Genomic DNA, 18,016 nt, shown 5'->3' with positions numbered 1-18,016 from the left:
TCGTCAGTTTTTCAATAAGCAAAATAATCTCCTTTTTTGAGCGATGGACTAATACGATAAATGCAACTAGTTAGAGGTATACACAATATTCGCGATGCGCATAATGGTTGTGTATTAACAATTGGTAATTTTGATGGTGTGCATTTAGGGCACCAAAGAGTCGTTAAAGCACTTGTTGAAAAAGCAGAGCAGCTTAATTTGATCCCCGCGGTACTAGTGTTTGAACCGCAACCGCAAGAGTTGTTTAATCCGCAAATGGCGCCAGCAAGACTAAGCCGATTACGTGATAAATATACTTTGCTTAAAAAGTTAGGTGTACAGCGGTTAATTTGTGTCAACTTTAACCATGAATTTGCCAGTCAAAGCGCTGAGCAATTTGTTGAAGATTTATTAGTAAATAAGCTTGGCGTAAAACACTTGATTATTGGCGATGATTTTCGCTTTGGTAAAAATCGCTTAGGCAATTTTGCCATGCTAAAAACCGCCGGTGTAAAGTTTGGCTTTGAAGTAACTGACACCGCGAGTTATAAGATGTTGGAGTGTCGAATCTCAAGTACTGAAATTCGCAGCGCACTTCAACAAGATGAATTAACTGATGCCGAGCTAATGCTTGGCAGAAAGTACAGTATTATCGGTCGTGTAGTACACGGCGATAAACAAGGTAGAAACTTAGGGTTTCCTACCGCAAACGTATTATTAAAACGCTGCGTATCTCCAGTTGCTGGTGTATATGTAGTAAAAGTGAATGCTTTAGGTAAAAGTTTTTATGGTGTTGCCAATATTGGTTCAAGACCAACGGTAAATGGCATAAGACAACAACTTGAAGTACATATTTTCGATTTTAACAACGATTTGTATGGTCAACAAATTGAAGTGGCACTATTAAAAAAATTACGCGCCGAACAGCGCTTTGCCTCTTTAGATGAATTAACTACACAAATTGCCAAAGACAGTGAACAAGCTCGCAACTATATTGCTAGCTTGAAGTAAGTAATATTAACGGATAAATGATTCAATGAGTGATTATAAACATACTTTAAATTTACCAGATACCGCGTTTCCAATGCGTGGCGGTTTACCTCAACGTGAACCAAAAATGCTAAAAGAATGGGCCGATAAAGATTTATACGGTCAAATTCGCGCGGCAAAAAAAGGCAAAAAATCATTTATTCTGCATGACGGACCTCCGTATGCAAACGGCAATATTCATTTAGGCCACGCGGTAAATAAAATTTTAAAAGACGTTATTGTTAAAGCAAAAACGTTATCTGACTTTAACTCTCCATACATCCCAGGTTGGGATTGTCACGGTTTACCAATTGAATTAGTGGTAGAAAAAAAATGGGGTAAGCCAGGTAAAAAACTTAACTCAGCAGAGTTTCGTCAAAAGTGTCGTGAATATGCATTAAAGCAAGTTGACGGTCAACGCGAAGACTTTAAACGTTTAGGTGTGTTTGGTGATTGGGATAATCCTTATTTAACCATGGATTTTAAAACTGAAGCTAATATTATTCGAGCATTAGGTAAAATCACTGAAAACGGCCATTTGCACCAAGGTTTTAAACCTGTGCATTGGTGTACAGATTGTGGATCTGCACTTGCAGAAGCAGAAGTTGAATATCAGGATAAATTCTCTCCGGCTATCGATGTTAAATTTACAGCAGAAGACTCGGTTGCTGACTTATTCTCACACCCAGAAGGGCACGAAGGTGAAGGACAAATTGCAATTGTTATTTGGACTACCACGCCTTGGACATTACCGGCTAACCGCGCAGTATCTGTTCACCCTGAGTTACAATACACGCTTGTGCAAGTTGAAAGTGAGCAAGGCCCGCAACGTTTGATTTTAGGATCAGACTTAGTTGCTGACTGTATGGACAGATTTGGTATTGATAAATACCACGCACTAGGTTTTTGTGACGGTAGTGCTCTAGAAAATATTCAAGTAAATCACCCGTTCTATGACTTTACCGTACCGGTTATCTTAGGTGATCATGTTACCACCGATTCAGGTACTGGTTGTGTACATACAGCTCCTGGTCATGGTGTTGACGATTTCAATGTTGGTCGTACCTATAATCTAGAAGTTGCCAACCCTGTTGGCGCTAATGGTGTTTACTTACCAGATACACCATTACTTGCTGGTCAGCATGTATTCAAAGCTAACGACAGTGTTGTTGAAATCTTAAAAGAGCACGGCTCTTTAATGCATCACCATGCATACGAGCACTCTTACCCACATTGTTGGAGACACAAAACGCCAATTATTTTCCGTGCTACGCCGCAGTGGTTTATCAGCATGGATCAAAAAGGTTTGCGTGAAGAGTCGTTAAAAGAAATTGAACAAACAAAATGGATCCCTGATTGGGGTCAAAGCCGTATTGAAAAAATGGTAGAAGGTCGTCCTGATTGGTGTATTTCACGTCAACGTACTTGGGGTGTACCAATTGCTTTATTTGTGCATAAAGATACTGGTGCTTTACATCCAAAAGCGATTGAATTGCTTGAGCAAGTTGCTTTAAAAGTTGAAGAACAAGGTATTCAAGCCTGGTTTGATTTAGACGCCCAAGAATTAATTGGCGACGATGCAAAAGAATATGTAAAAGTTCCTGATACCCTCGACGTATGGTTTGACTCAGGTGTGTCACATTACTCTGTAGTTGATGCCCGTGAAGAGTTTGATTCTACTGCGGACTTATATCTAGAAGGTAGCGATCAACATCGTGGTTGGTTTATGTCATCAATGATATCGTCGGTTGCCATGAATGGTAAAGCGCCGTACAAAGAAGTATTAACGCACGGTTTTACTGTTGATGTTAATGGCCATAAAATGTCTAAGTCTTTAGGCAACGTGGTAATGCCAAAAGAAATCACCGGTAAACTTGGTGCTGACATCTTACGTTTATGGGTAGCATCGGTTAACTACACGCAAGAAATTACTGTTTCTGATGAAATCTTTAAGCGTCAAGCAGACGCTTATCGTCGTATTCGTAATACTTCACGATTCTTATTAGCCAATATCAACGGTTTTGAACCAACTAAACATTCTGTTGCTTTAGAAGATATGGTGGCTTTAGATCGCTGGGTGGTTGGTAAAGCTGCCGATTTACAAGAAGAAATTATTACAGCTTATGACAACTACGAATTTAGTGTTGTGGTAAGCAAAATCATGAACTTCTGTACTAATGAGCTTGGTGGTTTCTACTTAGACATCATTAAAGACAGACAATATACGGCTAAAACTGATGGTTTAGCTCGTCGTTCATGTCAAACGGCGTTATTCCTTATTGCTGAGGCGATGGTTCGTTGGATGGCACCAATTTTGTCATTTACCGCACAAGAAATTTGGTCAGCCTTACCTGGCGAACGTGATGAATTCGTGTTTACCGGTGTATGGTTTGATGGCTTAACTAAACTTGCCCAAGATGCGCCGTTAAATAATGACTTCTGGTCTAGCTTATTAGATGTTCGTACTGAAGTTAACAAAGCGTTAGAGCAAGCCCGCCGCGATGAAATTGTTGGTGCAACATTACAAGCTGACGTAACCTTATTTGCAACTCAAGAGTTGGCCGATAAGTTACTTACAGTAGGCGATGAATTACGCTTTGCTCTGATCACATCTGCTGCGACAGTTATCGTTGTTGACGAGCAGCCTGAAGGTAGCGTAGCGACCGAAGTAAATGGTTTATGGTTAGCCATTGCAGCTTCTACTGGTACTAAATGTGAACGTTGTTGGCACTACACTCTTGATGTTGGTCAAAGCGAAGCGCACAGCGATTTGTGTGGTCGTTGTATTACTAATATCGATGGTGAAGGCGAAGCTCGTCAGTTTGCTTAATGTGAATAATTCTGCTGCGTCACTTTTTATTCGTCACTTGTGATGGGTAAATAGAGCGCAGCTATCTAAGGTTTTATAGTTGTATGTCTGCAAAAAATTTATTCTCTAATACCGGCTTGCGCTGGCTGTGGTTAGCAATCGTAATGCTAATTTTAGATCAGCTAACTAAACAGTCTGTTGTCGCATTAATGGATTACCGCGAATCAATTAACGTCTTGCCGTTTTTTAATTTAACATACGTACATAATCCCGGTGCCGCCTTTAGCTTTTTAGCTGATCAAGGTGGCTGGCAACGTTGGTTCTTCACAGCTATCGCAGGTGTGGTAAGTATATTACTTGTTGTATGGATGGCGAAAACGCCTAAACAAGACAAACTTATTGCTATATCTTTCGCGTTAATATTAAGTGGTGCGGTAGGCAATTTAATTGATCGTATGATGTTTGGTTATGTTATCGACTTCTTAGATTTTTATGTAGGTAATAAACATTGGCCAGCGTTTAATGTTGCAGACTCTGCCATATTTGTCGGTGCAGGCTTAATGATTTTAGATGCTTTTCGCGATAGTAAAAATGGTGTAGAGCCAAGTGAAAAAAATATCGAATCTGAAACTAAAGATTCTGGAGTAAAGTAGTATGTCTGATGAGACAAAAAGCATGAAAACAATTGTTGCGGATTCTAGCATTTTAATGCATATCACCATGAAACTTTCTGATGGTTCAGCAGCAGATAGCACGAAAGTTAACAACAAACCTGCTAAAGTTAATATGGGCGATCAAAGTTTATCCCCTGCTTTTGAACAACAATTACTTGGCTTGAGTCAAGGTGACTCTAAAGAGTTTACGTTAGCAGCAAAAGATGCGTTTGGTGATGTTAACCCTGAAAATATTCATTATTTAGACCGTCAAAAGTTTAATAGTGAGACTCCCGCTGAAGTTGGAAGTATCGTAACCTTTACTCAACCTGGCGGTGAAATACCGGGTATCATTCGTGAAGTAAACGATTTATCTGTTACAGTAGATTTTAACCATCCATTGGCTGGTCAAGATATTACTTTTGCAGTTGACGTTGTCGACATTTTATAAACTTTTAAGAAAGAACTGATGGAAATTATATTAGCAAACCCTCGCGGTTTTTGTGCCGGCGTTGATAGAGCAATTAGTATTGTTGATAGAGCGCTTGATTTATTTGACGCACCTATTTATGTTCGTCATGAAGTTGTGCATAACAAATTTGTGGTCGATGGCTTAAAAAAGCGTGGCGCTGTTTTTGTTGAATCTCTTAACGAAGTGCCGGACGATATGACGGTTATATTTTCTGCTCATGGCGTATCTAAAGCTGTTCGTCAAAATGCTAAAGATAGAGGTTTGAAAGTTTTTGATGCTACATGCCCATTAGTAACGAAAGTGCATATGGAAGTTACTCGTGCTTCTCGCAAAAATCATGAATGTATTTTGATAGGTCATGCCGGACACCCTGAAGTCGAAGGCACTATGGGCCAATACGAATCTGAGACTGGTGGCATTTATTTAGTCGAGTCTGTAGAAGATGTGGCACATTTAGAGGTTAAAAACTCAGATGTGTTATTTCATTGCTCACAAACAACATTATCAGTCGACGATACATCTGAAGTTGTAGACGCTCTTCGTGCAAAATTCCCTAATATTGCCGGGCCGCGTAAAGACGATATTTGTTATGCAACACAAAACCGTCAAGATGCGGTACGCTCTATGGCAAGTAAAGCTGATTTGCTGTTAGTTGTTGGTGCAAAAAATAGTTCAAATTCGAATCGTTTACGTGAATTATCCGAAAAGTTAGGCACAACCTCGTACCTAATCGATGGTGCAGATGATATTGAATCAACCTGGCTAGATGGCATTGAAAAAATAGGAGTAACAGCTGGAGCTTCCGCGCCAGAGGTCCTTGTTGCTCAAGTTGTCGAAAAGTTAAAAACACTTGGTGGCAAAGTGGTTATTGAAAACCCCGGTCGTGAAGAAACAACGGTATTTGCGGTACCAGCCGAACTTAGATAACAATATTTTTGATATCATTTTTAAACATACCCGCACTAGCGGGTATATTTGTTTTTAGGGCTCTACAATTGTAATTATTGCCTATACTTTACTTGTTAATATTACTTTTTGGCAGGAGGCCACAATGAAAGTTTTAAACAAGGATGTATCTGCTTTTTCTCTTATAGAACTTATGGTCACTATTGCGATCATCTCATCATTACTCACCATAGGTATGCCGAGCTATCATGAATTGATACAGCGTTATCATATAAAATCAGAAGTGGATAAATGGTTGTTAGTATTAAATCATGCACGGCAAGCAGCAATAACCAGTGGCAATATAATAACGCTTTGTCCGAGTAGCAATGGTTTTAGTTGTGGTAAAAGTTGGCAAGAAGGTGCGTTACTTTTCATCGACAATAACCGTGACCATGTCAAAAATAATAATGAGGTGATATTAGAAGTTGTCGAACAATCTAATAATGGTCAAGTGCTTACCTGGCGTGCTTTTCAAAATAGAAATTATATCCAATTTCAGCAAAATGGATTTACCTGGGATCAAAATGGTACGCTCAGAATTTGCGCAGATGAACCATCGTTAAAATATAATCGAGCATTAATCATTACTCGCTCTGGCCGTATTCGACTTTCTACTGACAGTGATGGCAATGGCATACATGAAGATGCCGCGGGTGATAATGTAAGTTGTTAAAAAGTGAAAGGGTGAATTACCAACAACCATTATTTTCAACGCCTTGATTATTCGTTGCTTTACGTACAGTTAAATTATTGAAGCTGAAGCTTATGCAGTCTTTATCATTTGCCTGATTATTAATTGCCTTTGCGGTTAAAACAAAACTGTCCTTACCATCCTTGCTATACGTTTTTATAACAACGCTCAATTGATAAAAGCCTTCACTGGTTAATAAAGATTGATGATTTAACCCTGCTGCTGAGCTTATATCGTTAGAGTAATACATGTGTTGGTTATAAAACCTTTCTTGTGCAACAGCCAACTTCATTAATGTTTCGGTAGCATCAATTCGCCTTGCTTTAAGTACATAACTTTGAAAGCTTGTGTAAGCAATGCTTGTAATAATGCCAATAATGGTTAACGTGATCATAAGTTCGAGTAAAGTAAATCCAAGCAGCAGTTTATGGTTAATATTCATTTGTTACCTTTATTCTGATGGAGGTAAAACCGGAATGGCAAAAAACTGTTGCTGCTGATATTCAGCGCCATTATTTAATTGGCTATAGATAAAAACTTTGAACAAGTGATGGTCAACACCTAAACCTGGCGGAGTTAATTTCGCTTGCACGCCCATGTAAGTCAGAACAAATTTACTATTATTCGCGCTGGTCAGTACATCATTGCTATCTTGCCAATTGATGTCACCATTGAGTAAGCCTGCACCGCTGCCATAATACCCTGTATTATTTACCGTTAAATCTGTGTTTAAGGCGAGTAAATTTTTGACATACAGTTTTGCGTCAACAATTACTTGTTCTGCATTATTTTTAACCAGTAACTGGCGTTGGTAATGGTTGGCCATTTTGCGTTGATTTAACGCGTTTTTAAATAATGTTGTCGCTATTAAGGTTATGAGTAACAGCATAAGTAAGTTTGTTGCTAACACTAAACCTTGGTATTTATGTGATAAAGCAATAGGTACTTTCATTAATAACTCCTTTTATTAATGTTGAATCTATCTAGTGATAATTAAATGTATATTGGTATTGTTGCCGGTAAAAATGATCATTAACTTGGTAGCTAACATCAGCAAGTTGATAGCTTTTATTATCTAAATGAGCAGTATCAGGACAGTCGCTTCTCACCAATAAATCAACTTTTACGCTATGTACATTTTGCCAGCCTGTTATCTGATCTGGGTTTAGGTAGGTGTCAGGTTGGCCATCAACATCGATATCAACTGCAAATTGAAGTTGAAATTGTTCAACACCCGCTAGCAACTCTTCTTTTTGTGGTCGGCCATTTACCAATGTTTGCCAAAACAGCGCTGGGATCAGTTCACCCTTGCAAGTACGGCCGCTATCCGCGACAAAAAAACTATGTGCAATAATTAACTGGCTTAATGGTGATGATAAATCATTATTGATTGCCAGGTTTCTATCTTTACCAACGAATAATCGATGTTTACTGCCCAAGCTTCGTAGGTAAATTTGCTCATCATCGTAGTTGGTCAATAACTGGTTATCAGCATATCTAATCGTTAATATATCTCCATGCAGATAGTTGTCATTATTAACACATGCGTACGTAACGGCAGAGTTATTTAATGCAAAAATAGGTTGTTGTAGTTGGCGTCCCCAAGTGGTTCCATCTTCTAAACAGTTAGTGCTGTTAATATTGGTCAGCGCAGCACTGCCGGAAAAACTAGCAAACCCCAAACTACGTGCCCAGTAGCGACTTTGTTTAAGATCATTTTCAAGTAATGCGAAGGTAAATCGTGCTGTTTCTTGCATCCGTGAACTGCTTTTAATTGTTACAAAGCTTTTGTTCATTGTGAGTAAACTTTGCATACTCATCGTTAGCAAGAATAAACCTAACGTTAAAGAGATCATTACTTCTACTAAAGTAAAACCATAGTGCTTGTCACCGCGAAAAGTTTTCATTATTTATCTAAAAGTACGAGTGAATGTTGTACATTCTAAATCGCTACTACTTAACGGCGGACAATTTAAACCGGTCGAGCCATTACGGTTTTGATCCCAGCGCACCGTTACTTTTGCCTGAGTAGAAGTAACTTCAATTTCAGCTTGGCCTGAGGGCAATGACTTTGAAACGTTACTTTGCCATAACTTAACATCGTGCTTGGCTAACTCCGGACTTGTGCAGTTATTTGCAAGGCAACTGATTTGAGAAGTGACTTGTTGAGTTGAAGAAAGTTGATAACTAGTCAAAGCTGTCGGGTTTGCCGCAATAGCTTCAGTCATTTGCAGGGCAAAGCTTGCCGCTTTATTTGAATAGCTAGCGCTTTGTACTTCTACCATGGCATTGAGTTGCAATTTTGCCAAACCTAACATGCCAAATGAAATAATAATCATAGTGATCAGTACTTCCATCAATGAAAAACCATTGATATTGGGCATAGCCGACAGTGACATGGGAGGTTTTGAAAATGAAGTAGGTAGTAACACTGAGTTTGTTGAATTAGTCATTTAATCACATCCTTGTTTTTAAATTCACTAATAATTAATAGTTCATACTCTGGGTTTTATCTAATTTATATTTAATATTTATCAGTGTTTATGTCAGTTTTAGGTCTATTTTTAAGGTTTAAAAGCTAAAAAAATTAAGAATTTATAGTGAAAAAATAGTAGTTCGTTGCATTTAGTGCTAAATTTAGATGTAAGTGCGAAAAGGTTTTCAAATTTAGACTAACTAAAACGGATGATGATCTTTTTATAATACACAACAACACTAATAAAGTAACAAAGCACATTATAGGATATTACGTTGCGATACAAAGGAAGCGCTATCAAGGCTAAATGCTTTGGCAGGGGTATTGAAACTATGAAAAAAACACAAGGCATCACGCTTATTGAAATTCTAATCACAATACTTATCATGAGTATTTTGGCGAGCGTTGCTGGGCCTAGTTTTATTGATTCATTTAAAAAACGCCGTTTAGTAAGCGCCGTTGAAGAACTGTATTCCCACTTGCAACTTGCTCGTTCAGAAGCACTGTCAGGCAAAATTCTAGATCCAAAAAATCCTAAATATGATCCAATTTTTGTATCTTTTTCCGGCTCCGGTACATCATGGTCATATGGACTAAGCCAAGGTACAACCTGCAATCCTACAATAACTGTAAACACTGATGCTAATGCTTGTGTGTTAGTAGTAGAAGTTGGTAATGATGTATCTGCAGAAGACAATGTATTAATGCGTGTCGACGGAAGTGAATACGAAGATGTAAGTTTAGTAGTATATGGTTCCGGCTCAGTTGAGTTTAATCCTGTGAGGGGAACAGCGGATTCACGACGATTTTTTAAATTTACTTCATCATCAGGGGAAAGCATTTGGGTCCGTTTGGGACGGCTTGGTAATGTTACCATGTGTTCATCAGATTTTAGTGAATATTCAGAGTGTCCATCATCATGATAAAAAACAATAAGGGTTTTACCTTAATCGAATTACTATTAAGTATGGTTTTTGGCCTTATTGTGCTAGCGGGTGTTATTTATGTTTATGTTGCTGTTATCGGCAGTACTGCTACGACACTAAAAACTAGTAAACTAAACACCCAGTTGATGACAATTATGTCAGTAGTTACAGGTGATATTCGCCGGGCAGGTTTTTGGGCTGAAACAGGTTCACTGGCATCTGAAAACGTATTTAACCAGCAAGGTGATACCGCGATAGAAGCATTTAAGTCAGATAATACTGTAGTGAGTGAAAATACTAACGTTGATGGCTCGTGTATTGTATATGCCTACGATAAAGACGAAGATGGAGAACTGGATGATGATGAATACTCTGGATTTAGGTTAAATGGGCAAATACTCGAAATGCTGACCACACCATCTGTAACTAAAGGCGATAATTGTAACACCGGCGGATGGGAAACCCTTAGTGAACCCAGAATTTATAAAATTAAATCTTTTACTGTTAACCCTCAAAATTCTGCGTGTGTTAACTCTAACGAACCGGATGGCCTCGATGATGATGGTGCTAATGGAGTCGATGATGATGACGAGCGAGATTGTTACTCTATTACGCCAAATACCGGCGATATAACTGTAGAAACAAGAGAGTTTATTATTTCCATTACGGGTGAGTTAACCGATGATTCATTTATTACCCACAGCTTAACGCAAAATGTGCGCGTGCGTAATGACTTGGTGCGAGCAAGGTAATATGAAAAATATAAATAATAATTACTCTAATTTACGCAAAAAACAGCAGGGCATGGCGGTATTAGTTGTATCAATTATCTTGTTGATACTTATTACCTTAATTTCTTTATATTTGGCTCGTTCAGTTCTTGTTGAGCAGAAATTAGTGAGTAATGACTTTAGAGCAAGACAAGCGTTTGAAAATGCAGAAGCGGGTTTGGCAACAGCAATGCAGTCGGTTGCAAAGAAAACCTACTGGGACGATGAAGACAACATAATCGGGGTCTTTGATACAAATTCTGATGGCTCTAATGATTCAATGAGTACTACCTTGGATAAAGGCAGCGTTACTGTAAACATTACCCCAATTGTCATTAACGATTTAGATGCGTATATATTCAATGCTGTTGGCGTAAGTGATGATGGCACGGCAACTCGAAGTATTACTGCTAACATGCAAGCATTAGATCCTTTGCCTTTCGCTCCTGATAACCCATTAAGCACACGTGGTAATTTAGACATTAATGGCTCGGCAACCGTTCATAACACTGAGGGGCATAGTACTATCTGGAGTGGTGGCGATATTGATATTGGCTCCAATAACTCTACTGCTACCTATATAGCCAACCCCGCAGATGCAGGTTACCCAAGTTGTATGGATACTCCTGGTTTATGCGCAACAGTACAAACGTCAAATAAAGAGACAGTTGGCTTAGATATTCTCGAGCATGACTCTGATCTTATGCGGTTATCCCCGGCAGAGATGTTTGAGAATTTTTTTGGTACTTCCCCTGAGCATTATCGTGAAACTCGAACCAATGTCATCGTTAGTCCCGATGCACCTGCAGAAGCTAAAGAGTGTGGCGCAAATACCTATGTAAGCTGTGTAGAAGGTGCAACAGAACAAGTTGTTTGGTACGACGTTCCTGCGGGTACAACGTTACAGGTAAATGGTGGCACAGTCGGTTGCGAAGCAAGTGTAACAGGTGGCAATGTGTGCGCTGAAGCGGATGAAGCGCCAACAATTTTAATTATTGATGGTGATGTTGAATTTAAAGGTGGTCCTCATTTTTACGGTGTTGTGTTTATTATGGGGACCGCAACGGCAAGTGGTAATGTTACCTTTCATGGCGCGGTAATATCTGGCGGTGATTTAAACAGTACCAGCGGTAGTTTAGATATACATTACAACTCTAGGTTATTGGAAAGTAGGCAGTATAATAATCAACAGGCGGTAGCCGCAGGCAGTTGGAAAGATTTTTAGTGGAGATGTTTTAAATGAAAATATCAACAAAAGGCTTTGGCTTAATAGAGGTTCTAGTTGCGCTGGCCATAATGGCGGTCGGTTTACTTGCTGTAGGAGCATTCCAAAGTGGCTTAGTTACTGAAAGCGCGGACTCTAAGACGCGGGCAGAAGCTATAGCCTTAGCCCAATCTCGTATTGAAGAGTTAAGAAACTATACCTTAGATGCTATAAATGCGACAGAATTTGACACTTTGTTTGCAACAATAACAGATGGCAACCAAACTACGCACACCGGAACTAATACCACATTTACCAGAACAGATACTGTAGCCTCACCAGGTGATACAAAAGAGCTTACCGTAAGTGTTACCTGGGTAGATACAGCTAATGAAACATATGAAATTTCATTAAAAACCGAACTTGCTTGGGAATCACCAAGTTTAGCTGGTGAAATTGAGGACCTTGACGATGCTGATACCTTAGTTCGCTCGGCAACTGGACGAGCAAAATTAGGTGAAGGGCAAGTTGGTGACGGTGAATCACCAGATACCGATACTAATGGCGATTTAACCGGCTTATTAGACCGAGGTGATGGTGATTTAAGGCTTACTTCTGACGATGATGTTGTATTAACCCTAAAAGATGCTTGTGAAATTGGTGATGGTGGTAACCCTGACGGTTGTACAGGGTTTGTGGAAATCTCCGGCCGTGTGTATATCGACACAGCAGCGCAAAAGTCTTGGGAGTTGGGTGAAATATACGTAAAAGCATCTGATGCTGCATTTTGTCAGCGGTATTATTTAAAAGAAATTGATGGTGAAATTAAGCCTCAAGCTATTACTTCTTCTACCACTGACGCATACGAAACAGATAATAATAGCTATAAATATTTTGACTACACCTGTTATTTAGGTGGTGGCTGGCATGGTAATGTTGGTATTGTCTTTTCTGACGGTACTGGTTCAAATGTTGGGGTAGGTGTAAAGGATAAAGTTTGTCAAGGTGACCCAACATCAATCGATGCCTTTGCGGATCCTCGTGTTGCCTCACGTCGTGTTTATCGCGGTATGACCTACTTAATTGATGCAGGTACTGGTGTACAAGAGGTCGACCCTGACACTGGCTTGAACATATATTATTCAATTGGTGTGAAAGATGCAATGAAATTGCCAGATCCAAAAGCAGTACCCGTGCAAGCATCTCATGATTTTGTTGTAACTCAGCTTAGCGATAACGATGGTGCATCATGTATTGGGGTAAGTAATAATGGCCCGATGATGCGAACCGATTCTAACTCTGGCGAGTTGTTTTCAGGTAATCCAACAGATTTTTACTGTTTAAATACCCCTGCAGTTGACGCAGATGGTAATATGTTAACGTATTATGATGATATTAAATTAGACGCCTTCGGTTTCGAAATAGATGACACTTGTCCATTTGATCCAAGTGATCCACCATCGACAAAATATACGGTAAGTGGCGCGATTTATTTTAAAGCCGACATGTTGTGGTCAAATTATGACATTATAAAAACTACCTGGATGAATACGTCTGATGGTGTAGGTAACTGTGAAATTACTGATCCTATTTATGCCGATGACAGTTTTGAAATAACCTATGCTTGTACCGTTTATGATTGGCCAGATACCGAAGACAGTACATTAGGTTGGAATGGTTATGTTCAAATTAACCCAGACATCACTGAAATGGCTTGTGATAATTTAAGACAGTATCACACAACCGTTAAATCCAATATGGACAATCAAAATTTTTCTTGTCAATTGGGTGAAGTATTTAATGTTTACGGCAGGATCACAGAAGCGAACGGTGGTAAGGGCATAACCCAAATTGAATCTTCCGATGGTAATTGTTTGCCTGCAGACGATGGTTTAAGCTACAGCTGTACCAGTAGTAACCTATTAACTGACCCTGCTAAGTGGACTGGTTTCTTGAGTTTTACCAGCTCCAAGGATATTTGTATATCTGCCCCTAACCCAACGCCGGTAGGTGGTGTAGAAATTATTGACAACCTTAAAACCAGCATTATCAAATTTACAGATGTTGAACCAAATAGTGTTCAAGTTGATATTACTGTTTTGACAAATGGCAGCTGCCCTTAGTAGGAAAATAACAATGAAAATAAATAGAGGCTTTAGCTTAATAGAGTTAATGGTTGTAGTAGCCATAATCGGTATTATTGCTGGTATTGCTTATCCATCTTTTTCCGATTCAGCGAAAAAGGCGCGCAGAAGTGATGGTAAAACCGCCATGTTGTCAGTACTGTTAGCGCAAAAGAAATATCGTGGTAATTGTCCTAGTTATGCAACGGCTATTGGTGGTTCAGGATATAAGTGTGGTGCAGCAATTCCGGTAAGTGCTGATACTGAAAATGGCTATTATAAACTGTCTGTAAGTGGTGCTAATGCCAATTCGTTTACCATTACTGCTACAGCTCAAGGCACACAAACCTCTGACACAGACTGTACACCGCTTAAAATTGAAGTGAGTCCAACATATCCAAAAGGAAATAAAACGCCTGCGTCATGTTGGTAGTAGCAATTTAATCTCTAAAACGTAAAAGACCTGCAACAGCAGGTCTTTTCATATCTGATTTAAACCAAGGTTTAATCGTAAATAGTCGGAATAGGTTTACGTTTATGTTGGGTATTGTTGAAAATACTTACTAGTTTATTTGCAACCTCAGCTTTAACTTCTTTGCCTTCTAGGAAATTATCAATATCATCATAACTTACCCCCAGTGCCGCTTCATCTTCTTTACCTGGAGCAAGCTCTTCCAGGTCGGCGGTAGGCGCTTTAGTGATTAGTTTTTCAGGTGCGCCCATTGTTCTTGCAAGTAAGCGCACTTGGCGTTTACTTAAACCAAATAAAGGTGCCATATCACAAGCGCCATCACCCCATTTTGTATAAAAACCGGTAATGTTTTCAGCACTATGGTCTGTACCAATAACTAAACCACCCAATATGCCGGCGATATGATATTGCATCACCATACGAGTACGAGCTTTTACGTTTCCTTTAGAAAAATCTAAGCGGTTTGCATTAGCTTCTAATAAACCACTTTCGCCTAAAATTGCCACCGCTTCTTGATGGACGCCATCTACACCAGCCATAACATTGGTAGAGATACACTGACTTGGTTGAATAAACTGTAATGCTAATTGTGCATCGTCTTCATCAGCCTGTACGTTATACGGCAAGCGCATGGCGATAAACTTATAGCCGCCATCTTGTCCTTCGTTTAATTCATTAACCGCAAGTTGTGCTAATCGGCCACATGTCGATGAATCAACACCACCACTTATACCTAAAATTAAATGTTTTAAGCCAGAGTTAACCAACTGCTCTTTAATAAAGTTTACTCGGCGAGTAATTTCAAATTTAGCGTCAATTTCTGCTAATACTTTCATTTCGCTAATGATAGCTTGGCGGTTCATAGATGGCCCTTAAAGCACAATTCAAAAAAAATCATTTTATCAATGTTATTATGGGCTTGCTATGTTGTAAATTGAAATAAGTAGACTTATTTCAATTTTATAGCTTTATTTGTCTTTTTCGCTATTTATATTGTAGTAATATTCGTTAGAATGGGCTTATATAAAAAATCGTTTGAACAGGATCTGTAAAATAATGAAAAAAATAGAAGCCATTATTAAACCATTCAAAATGGATGATGTGCGAGAAGCTTTAGCGGAAGAAAACATTACCGGTATGACCGTATCTGAAGTAAAAGGTTTTGGTCGACAAAAAGGACATACTGAACTTTATCGTGGTGCAGAGTACATGGTAGATTTTTTACCAAAAGTAAAACTTGAAATTGTTGTGAGCGATGAAGATGTTGAGCGTTGTGTAAATACAATTATTGAAACGGCGCAAACAGGAAAAATTGGTGACGGTAAAATTTTTGTGACTAATGTAGAACGAGTTATTCGTATACGTACCGGCGAAGAAGACCAGCAAGCTATTTAATCAATCGTAGTGTTTATATAAACGTACTGATGTAAGCAAATTACAAACTTATAGCTATCCATGGCAGTTTGCATTCCTTCTTCCCTGAAGTAAAAATGGCGTTCAATTGAACGCCATTTTTTGTCCTAATTTATTAGAACCTTATCTCAGAAGATAGTTTGCCTAGTTGCCATGTAGCGTCGGGTTATTAGGGTAGTTTAATGCTAATACCTGGCGCGCATTTTTTTGTAAGTCATCCAAGCCTAAAATTTCATAACATTCAATCATGATCACTAACGCATCTTCAACTTGATCACTTGGGCCAAAAAATTCAACGATATAACGGCCGCGATTAGCGGCTGCTGCATAAGCTTTACGCTCCATGAAGAAACGTGCTGCTGCTAATTCATAATCAGCTAGTCGACTCTTAATTGCGATCATGCGTTTACGTGAATCTGAAGCATATTTACTGTCAGGGTAAACTGTTAGTATCGTTCTAAAGTCATCAAAGGCTGAGCGTGCGTGTTTAGGATCGCGGTCACTTCTGTCAATGCCGGCCATTTCCTGGAATAAATTTTCTTCTAATGAAAGATTCATCAAGGCGCGCATGTAATAAACGTAATCAACATTTTTATGGCCAGGGTTTAAGCGTAAAAAACGCTCTACTAACGCTGTACCTTGGGCAATGTTTCCTGCTTTATAATATGCATAAATCAAGTCAAGCTGTACTTGGTGTGAAATCGCACCAAACGGGTATCGTGAGTCTATTGCAGATAAAATAGGAATAGCTTTTTGGTATAAACCGTTATCAAGCGCATCTTTTGCATCGAGGTATAAAGCTTGGGCAGATTTATCTGGCACTTTTTCAATGTCTTCAGGCGATGATGAACACCCGGCTAAACTTAAAAATAAAGATAATGTAGCGATTTTTAATGTAAACTTGTTCATATAAGTAGGATGTCTGTTGCGACCCTTTAAAAATAATTATGAAAGCCCTGCCTAAAGCAGGTAAAATACTTAAACTAAGTATTAAATATAATGTGTAAACATTCTAACCTAGCTTTCGAGCATTGCACAGTGCTAATTAACACTGTGCTAATTTATAGAGACTTTAATGGCTGAAAATATTCAACACCAAGACGTAGTGCCTGATTCATGTTTAGGTAAACGTCTAGACCAAACAATTGCCCAAATGTTCCCCGATTATTCAAGATCTCGTTTAAAAGACTGGATTTTAGATGGTAGTGTTCAAGTAAATGGTGAAGTAATCACAAAAGCTCGCGTTAAAATGGCGGGTGGTGAAACCATTACGTTAAACGCCGAGCTTGAAACTGAAGTACATCATGAAGCCCAAGCTATTAAGCTAGATATTGTTTATGAAGATGATGATATTATCGTCATAAACAAACCTGCTGGGTTAGTGGTACACCCAGGTGCAGGTAATCCTGATGGCACGGTTTTAAATGCCTTATTGCATCATTGCCCGGGACAAGAGCTGTTACCTCGTGCTGGTATTGTTCATCGTTTAGATAAAGATACTACGGGGTTGATGGTTGTTGCTAAAACAATTGCTGCGCAAACCAACTTGGTTGAAGCATTGCAAGCTCGCGAAATTACTCGTGAATATGAAGCTATTGCTAATGGCATTATGACTGCAGGCGGAATTGTTGATGAACCTATTGGTCGTCATTCTACCAAACGAACTCATATGGCGGTTACTATCTCAGGTCGCCCGTCGGTTACTCATTATCGAGTAATGGAAAAATATCGTTTACACACTCGTTTGCGTCTACGTTTAGAGACTGGTCGTACTCATCAGATCCGCGTGCATATGTCATTTATAGGCCACCCTTTAGTTGGCGATCCTGTTTATGGTGGTCGCCCAAGACCGCCTAAGGCTGCTAGCAGTGAGTTTTTAGATGAGCTACGTGGCTTCAAGCGCCAAGCTCTGCACGCAACCATGCTGTCTTTATACCATCCAATTAACGGTGAATTGATGACATGGCATGCAGAAATTCCAGAGGATATGGTTAAAATGAATGCAGCGTTAAAAGAAGATCTGAAACTAAATCCTATTGAAGAATTTTAAC

19 protein-coding genes are annotated in these 18,016 nt (G+C 39.1%); 13 read left to right on the top strand and 6 right to left on the bottom strand.

Going from position 1 to position 18,016, the window contains the following annotated elements:
* Nucleotides 1–60: 60 nt before the first annotated feature.
* The 6 genes from ribF to RI845_RS14040 all read left to right on the top strand — a co-directional run bounded on the left by ribF (nucleotide 61) and on the right by RI845_RS14040 (nucleotide 6,563).
* Nucleotides 61–990, top strand: a complete 930-nt coding sequence (gene ribF, locus RI845_RS14065) for a bifunctional riboflavin kinase/FAD synthetase (protein ID WP_348386796.1) — start codon at nucleotides 61–63, stop codon at nucleotides 988–990.
* Nucleotides 991–1,015: 25 nt separating this feature from the next.
* Complete coding sequence (gene ileS, locus RI845_RS14060) at nucleotides 1,016–3,838, top strand: isoleucine--tRNA ligase (protein WP_348386795.1); 2,823 nt, start codon at nucleotides 1,016–1,018, stop codon at nucleotides 3,836–3,838.
* An 83-nt stretch (nucleotides 3,839–3,921) separates the two neighbouring features.
* Entirely contained in the window at nucleotides 3,922–4,470 is a 549-nt protein-coding gene (gene lspA / locus RI845_RS14055) for a signal peptidase II (protein WP_348386794.1), read from the top strand.
* A 22-nt stretch (nucleotides 4,471–4,492) separates the two neighbouring features.
* A complete protein-coding gene (gene fkpB, locus RI845_RS14050; RefSeq protein WP_405054130.1) occupies nucleotides 4,493–4,921 on the top strand; it encodes an FKBP-type peptidyl-prolyl cis-trans isomerase in 429 nt (142 codons plus the stop codon).
* Nucleotides 4,922–4,939: 18 nt separating this feature from the next.
* The gene (gene ispH, locus RI845_RS14045; RefSeq protein WP_348386792.1) at nucleotides 4,940–5,869 is read left to right on the top strand and encodes a 4-hydroxy-3-methylbut-2-enyl diphosphate reductase; all 930 of its coding nucleotides are present in this window, start codon (nucleotides 4,940–4,942) and stop codon (nucleotides 5,867–5,869) included.
* 124 nt (nucleotides 5,870–5,993) lie between these two features.
* Complete coding sequence (locus tag RI845_RS14040) at nucleotides 5,994–6,563, top strand: GspH/FimT family pseudopilin (protein WP_348386791.1); 570 nt, start codon at nucleotides 5,994–5,996, stop codon at nucleotides 6,561–6,563.
* Nucleotides 6,564–6,579: 16 nt separating this feature from the next.
* Here the strand turns inward: RI845_RS14040 and RI845_RS14035 are convergent, their stop codons facing one another.
* Genes RI845_RS14035 through pilV form a run of 4 tightly spaced genes read right to left on the bottom strand, consistent with a single transcriptional unit; the run spans nucleotide 6,580 to nucleotide 9,034 of the window.
* Nucleotides 6,580–7,023 (bottom strand): type IV pilin protein, encoded by a 444-nt coding sequence (locus RI845_RS14035; protein WP_348386790.1) that lies wholly within the window; start codon nucleotides 7,021–7,023, stop codon nucleotides 6,580–6,582.
* A gap of 9 nt (nucleotides 7,024–7,032) precedes the next feature.
* Nucleotides 7,033–7,533 (bottom strand): hypothetical protein, encoded by a 501-nt coding sequence (locus tag RI845_RS14030; RefSeq protein ID WP_348386789.1) that lies wholly within the window; start codon nucleotides 7,531–7,533, stop codon nucleotides 7,033–7,035.
* 31 nt (nucleotides 7,534–7,564) lie between these two features.
* A complete protein-coding gene (locus RI845_RS14025) occupies nucleotides 7,565–8,488 on the bottom strand; it encodes a PilW family protein (RefSeq protein WP_348386788.1) in 924 nt (307 codons plus the stop codon).
* Between the two features lie 3 nt (nucleotides 8,489–8,491).
* Nucleotides 8,492–9,034, bottom strand: coding sequence for a type IV pilus modification protein PilV (pilV, locus tag RI845_RS14020; RefSeq protein ID WP_348386787.1), 543 nt, complete (start codon nucleotides 9,032–9,034; stop codon nucleotides 8,492–8,494).
* 355 nt (nucleotides 9,035–9,389) lie between these two features.
* Here pilV and RI845_RS14015 point away from each other — a divergent pair, with 355 nt between their 5' ends.
* Genes RI845_RS14015 through RI845_RS13995 form a run of 5 tightly spaced genes read left to right on the top strand, consistent with a single transcriptional unit; the run spans nucleotide 9,390 to nucleotide 14,513 of the window.
* Nucleotides 9,390–9,980: a GspH/FimT family pseudopilin gene (locus RI845_RS14015; protein ID WP_348386786.1), complete on the top strand. Its 591-nt coding sequence runs from the start codon at nucleotides 9,390–9,392 to the stop codon at nucleotides 9,978–9,980.
* The gene (locus RI845_RS14010) at nucleotides 9,977–10,735 is read left to right on the top strand and encodes a PilW family protein (protein WP_348386785.1); all 759 of its coding nucleotides are present in this window, start codon (nucleotides 9,977–9,979) and stop codon (nucleotides 10,733–10,735) included. The genes RI845_RS14015 and RI845_RS14010 overlap by 4 nt, the downstream gene beginning before the upstream one ends.
* 1 nt (nucleotide 10,736) lies before the next feature.
* Nucleotides 10,737–11,978 (top strand): PilX N-terminal domain-containing pilus assembly protein, encoded by a 1,242-nt coding sequence (locus RI845_RS14005; protein WP_348386784.1) that lies wholly within the window; start codon nucleotides 10,737–10,739, stop codon nucleotides 11,976–11,978.
* 14 nt (nucleotides 11,979–11,992) lie between these two features.
* On the top strand, nucleotides 11,993–14,080 hold the full coding sequence (locus RI845_RS14000; RefSeq protein WP_348386783.1) for a type IV pilus modification PilV family protein: 2,088 nt from the start codon (nucleotides 11,993–11,995) through the stop codon (nucleotides 14,078–14,080).
* A gap of 13 nt (nucleotides 14,081–14,093) precedes the next feature.
* Nucleotides 14,094–14,513 carry a type IV pilin protein gene (locus RI845_RS13995; protein ID WP_348386782.1) on the top strand — a complete coding sequence of 140 codons (420 nt, stop codon included), beginning with the start codon at nucleotides 14,094–14,096 and terminating at the stop codon, nucleotides 14,511–14,513.
* Between the two features lie 71 nt (nucleotides 14,514–14,584).
* Here RI845_RS13995 and nadE read toward each other — a convergent pair whose 3' ends face one another.
* Nucleotides 14,585–15,415: an ammonia-dependent NAD(+) synthetase gene (gene nadE / locus RI845_RS13990; protein ID WP_348386781.1), complete on the bottom strand. Its 831-nt coding sequence runs from the start codon at nucleotides 15,413–15,415 to the stop codon at nucleotides 14,585–14,587.
* A gap of 193 nt (nucleotides 15,416–15,608) precedes the next feature.
* Between nadE and glnB the strand changes: the two genes are divergently transcribed.
* The gene (gene glnB / locus RI845_RS13985; RefSeq protein WP_348386780.1) at nucleotides 15,609–15,947 is read left to right on the top strand and encodes a nitrogen regulatory protein P-II; all 339 of its coding nucleotides are present in this window, start codon (nucleotides 15,609–15,611) and stop codon (nucleotides 15,945–15,947) included.
* Nucleotides 15,948–16,109: 162 nt separating this feature from the next.
* Here glnB and RI845_RS13980 read toward each other — a convergent pair whose 3' ends face one another.
* Nucleotides 16,110–16,874 (bottom strand): outer membrane protein assembly factor BamD, encoded by a 765-nt coding sequence (locus RI845_RS13980; protein WP_348386779.1) that lies wholly within the window; start codon nucleotides 16,872–16,874, stop codon nucleotides 16,110–16,112.
* 166 nt (nucleotides 16,875–17,040) lie between these two features.
* Here RI845_RS13980 and rluD point away from each other — a divergent pair, with 166 nt between their 5' ends.
* On the top strand, nucleotides 17,041–18,015 hold the full coding sequence (gene rluD, locus RI845_RS13975; RefSeq protein WP_348386778.1) for a 23S rRNA pseudouridine(1911/1915/1917) synthase RluD: 975 nt from the start codon (nucleotides 17,041–17,043) through the stop codon (nucleotides 18,013–18,015).
* Nucleotide 18,016 lies beyond the last annotated feature (1 nt).

The organism is Thalassotalea nanhaiensis (assembly GCF_031583575.1).
In the GTDB taxonomy this organism is placed as follows: Bacteria; Pseudomonadota; Gammaproteobacteria; order Enterobacterales; family Alteromonadaceae; genus Thalassotalea_A; species Thalassotalea_A nanhaiensis.
The sequence above is the reverse complement of the archived record's forward strand: the minus strand, read 5'-3'. Positions and strand labels throughout refer to the sequence as shown.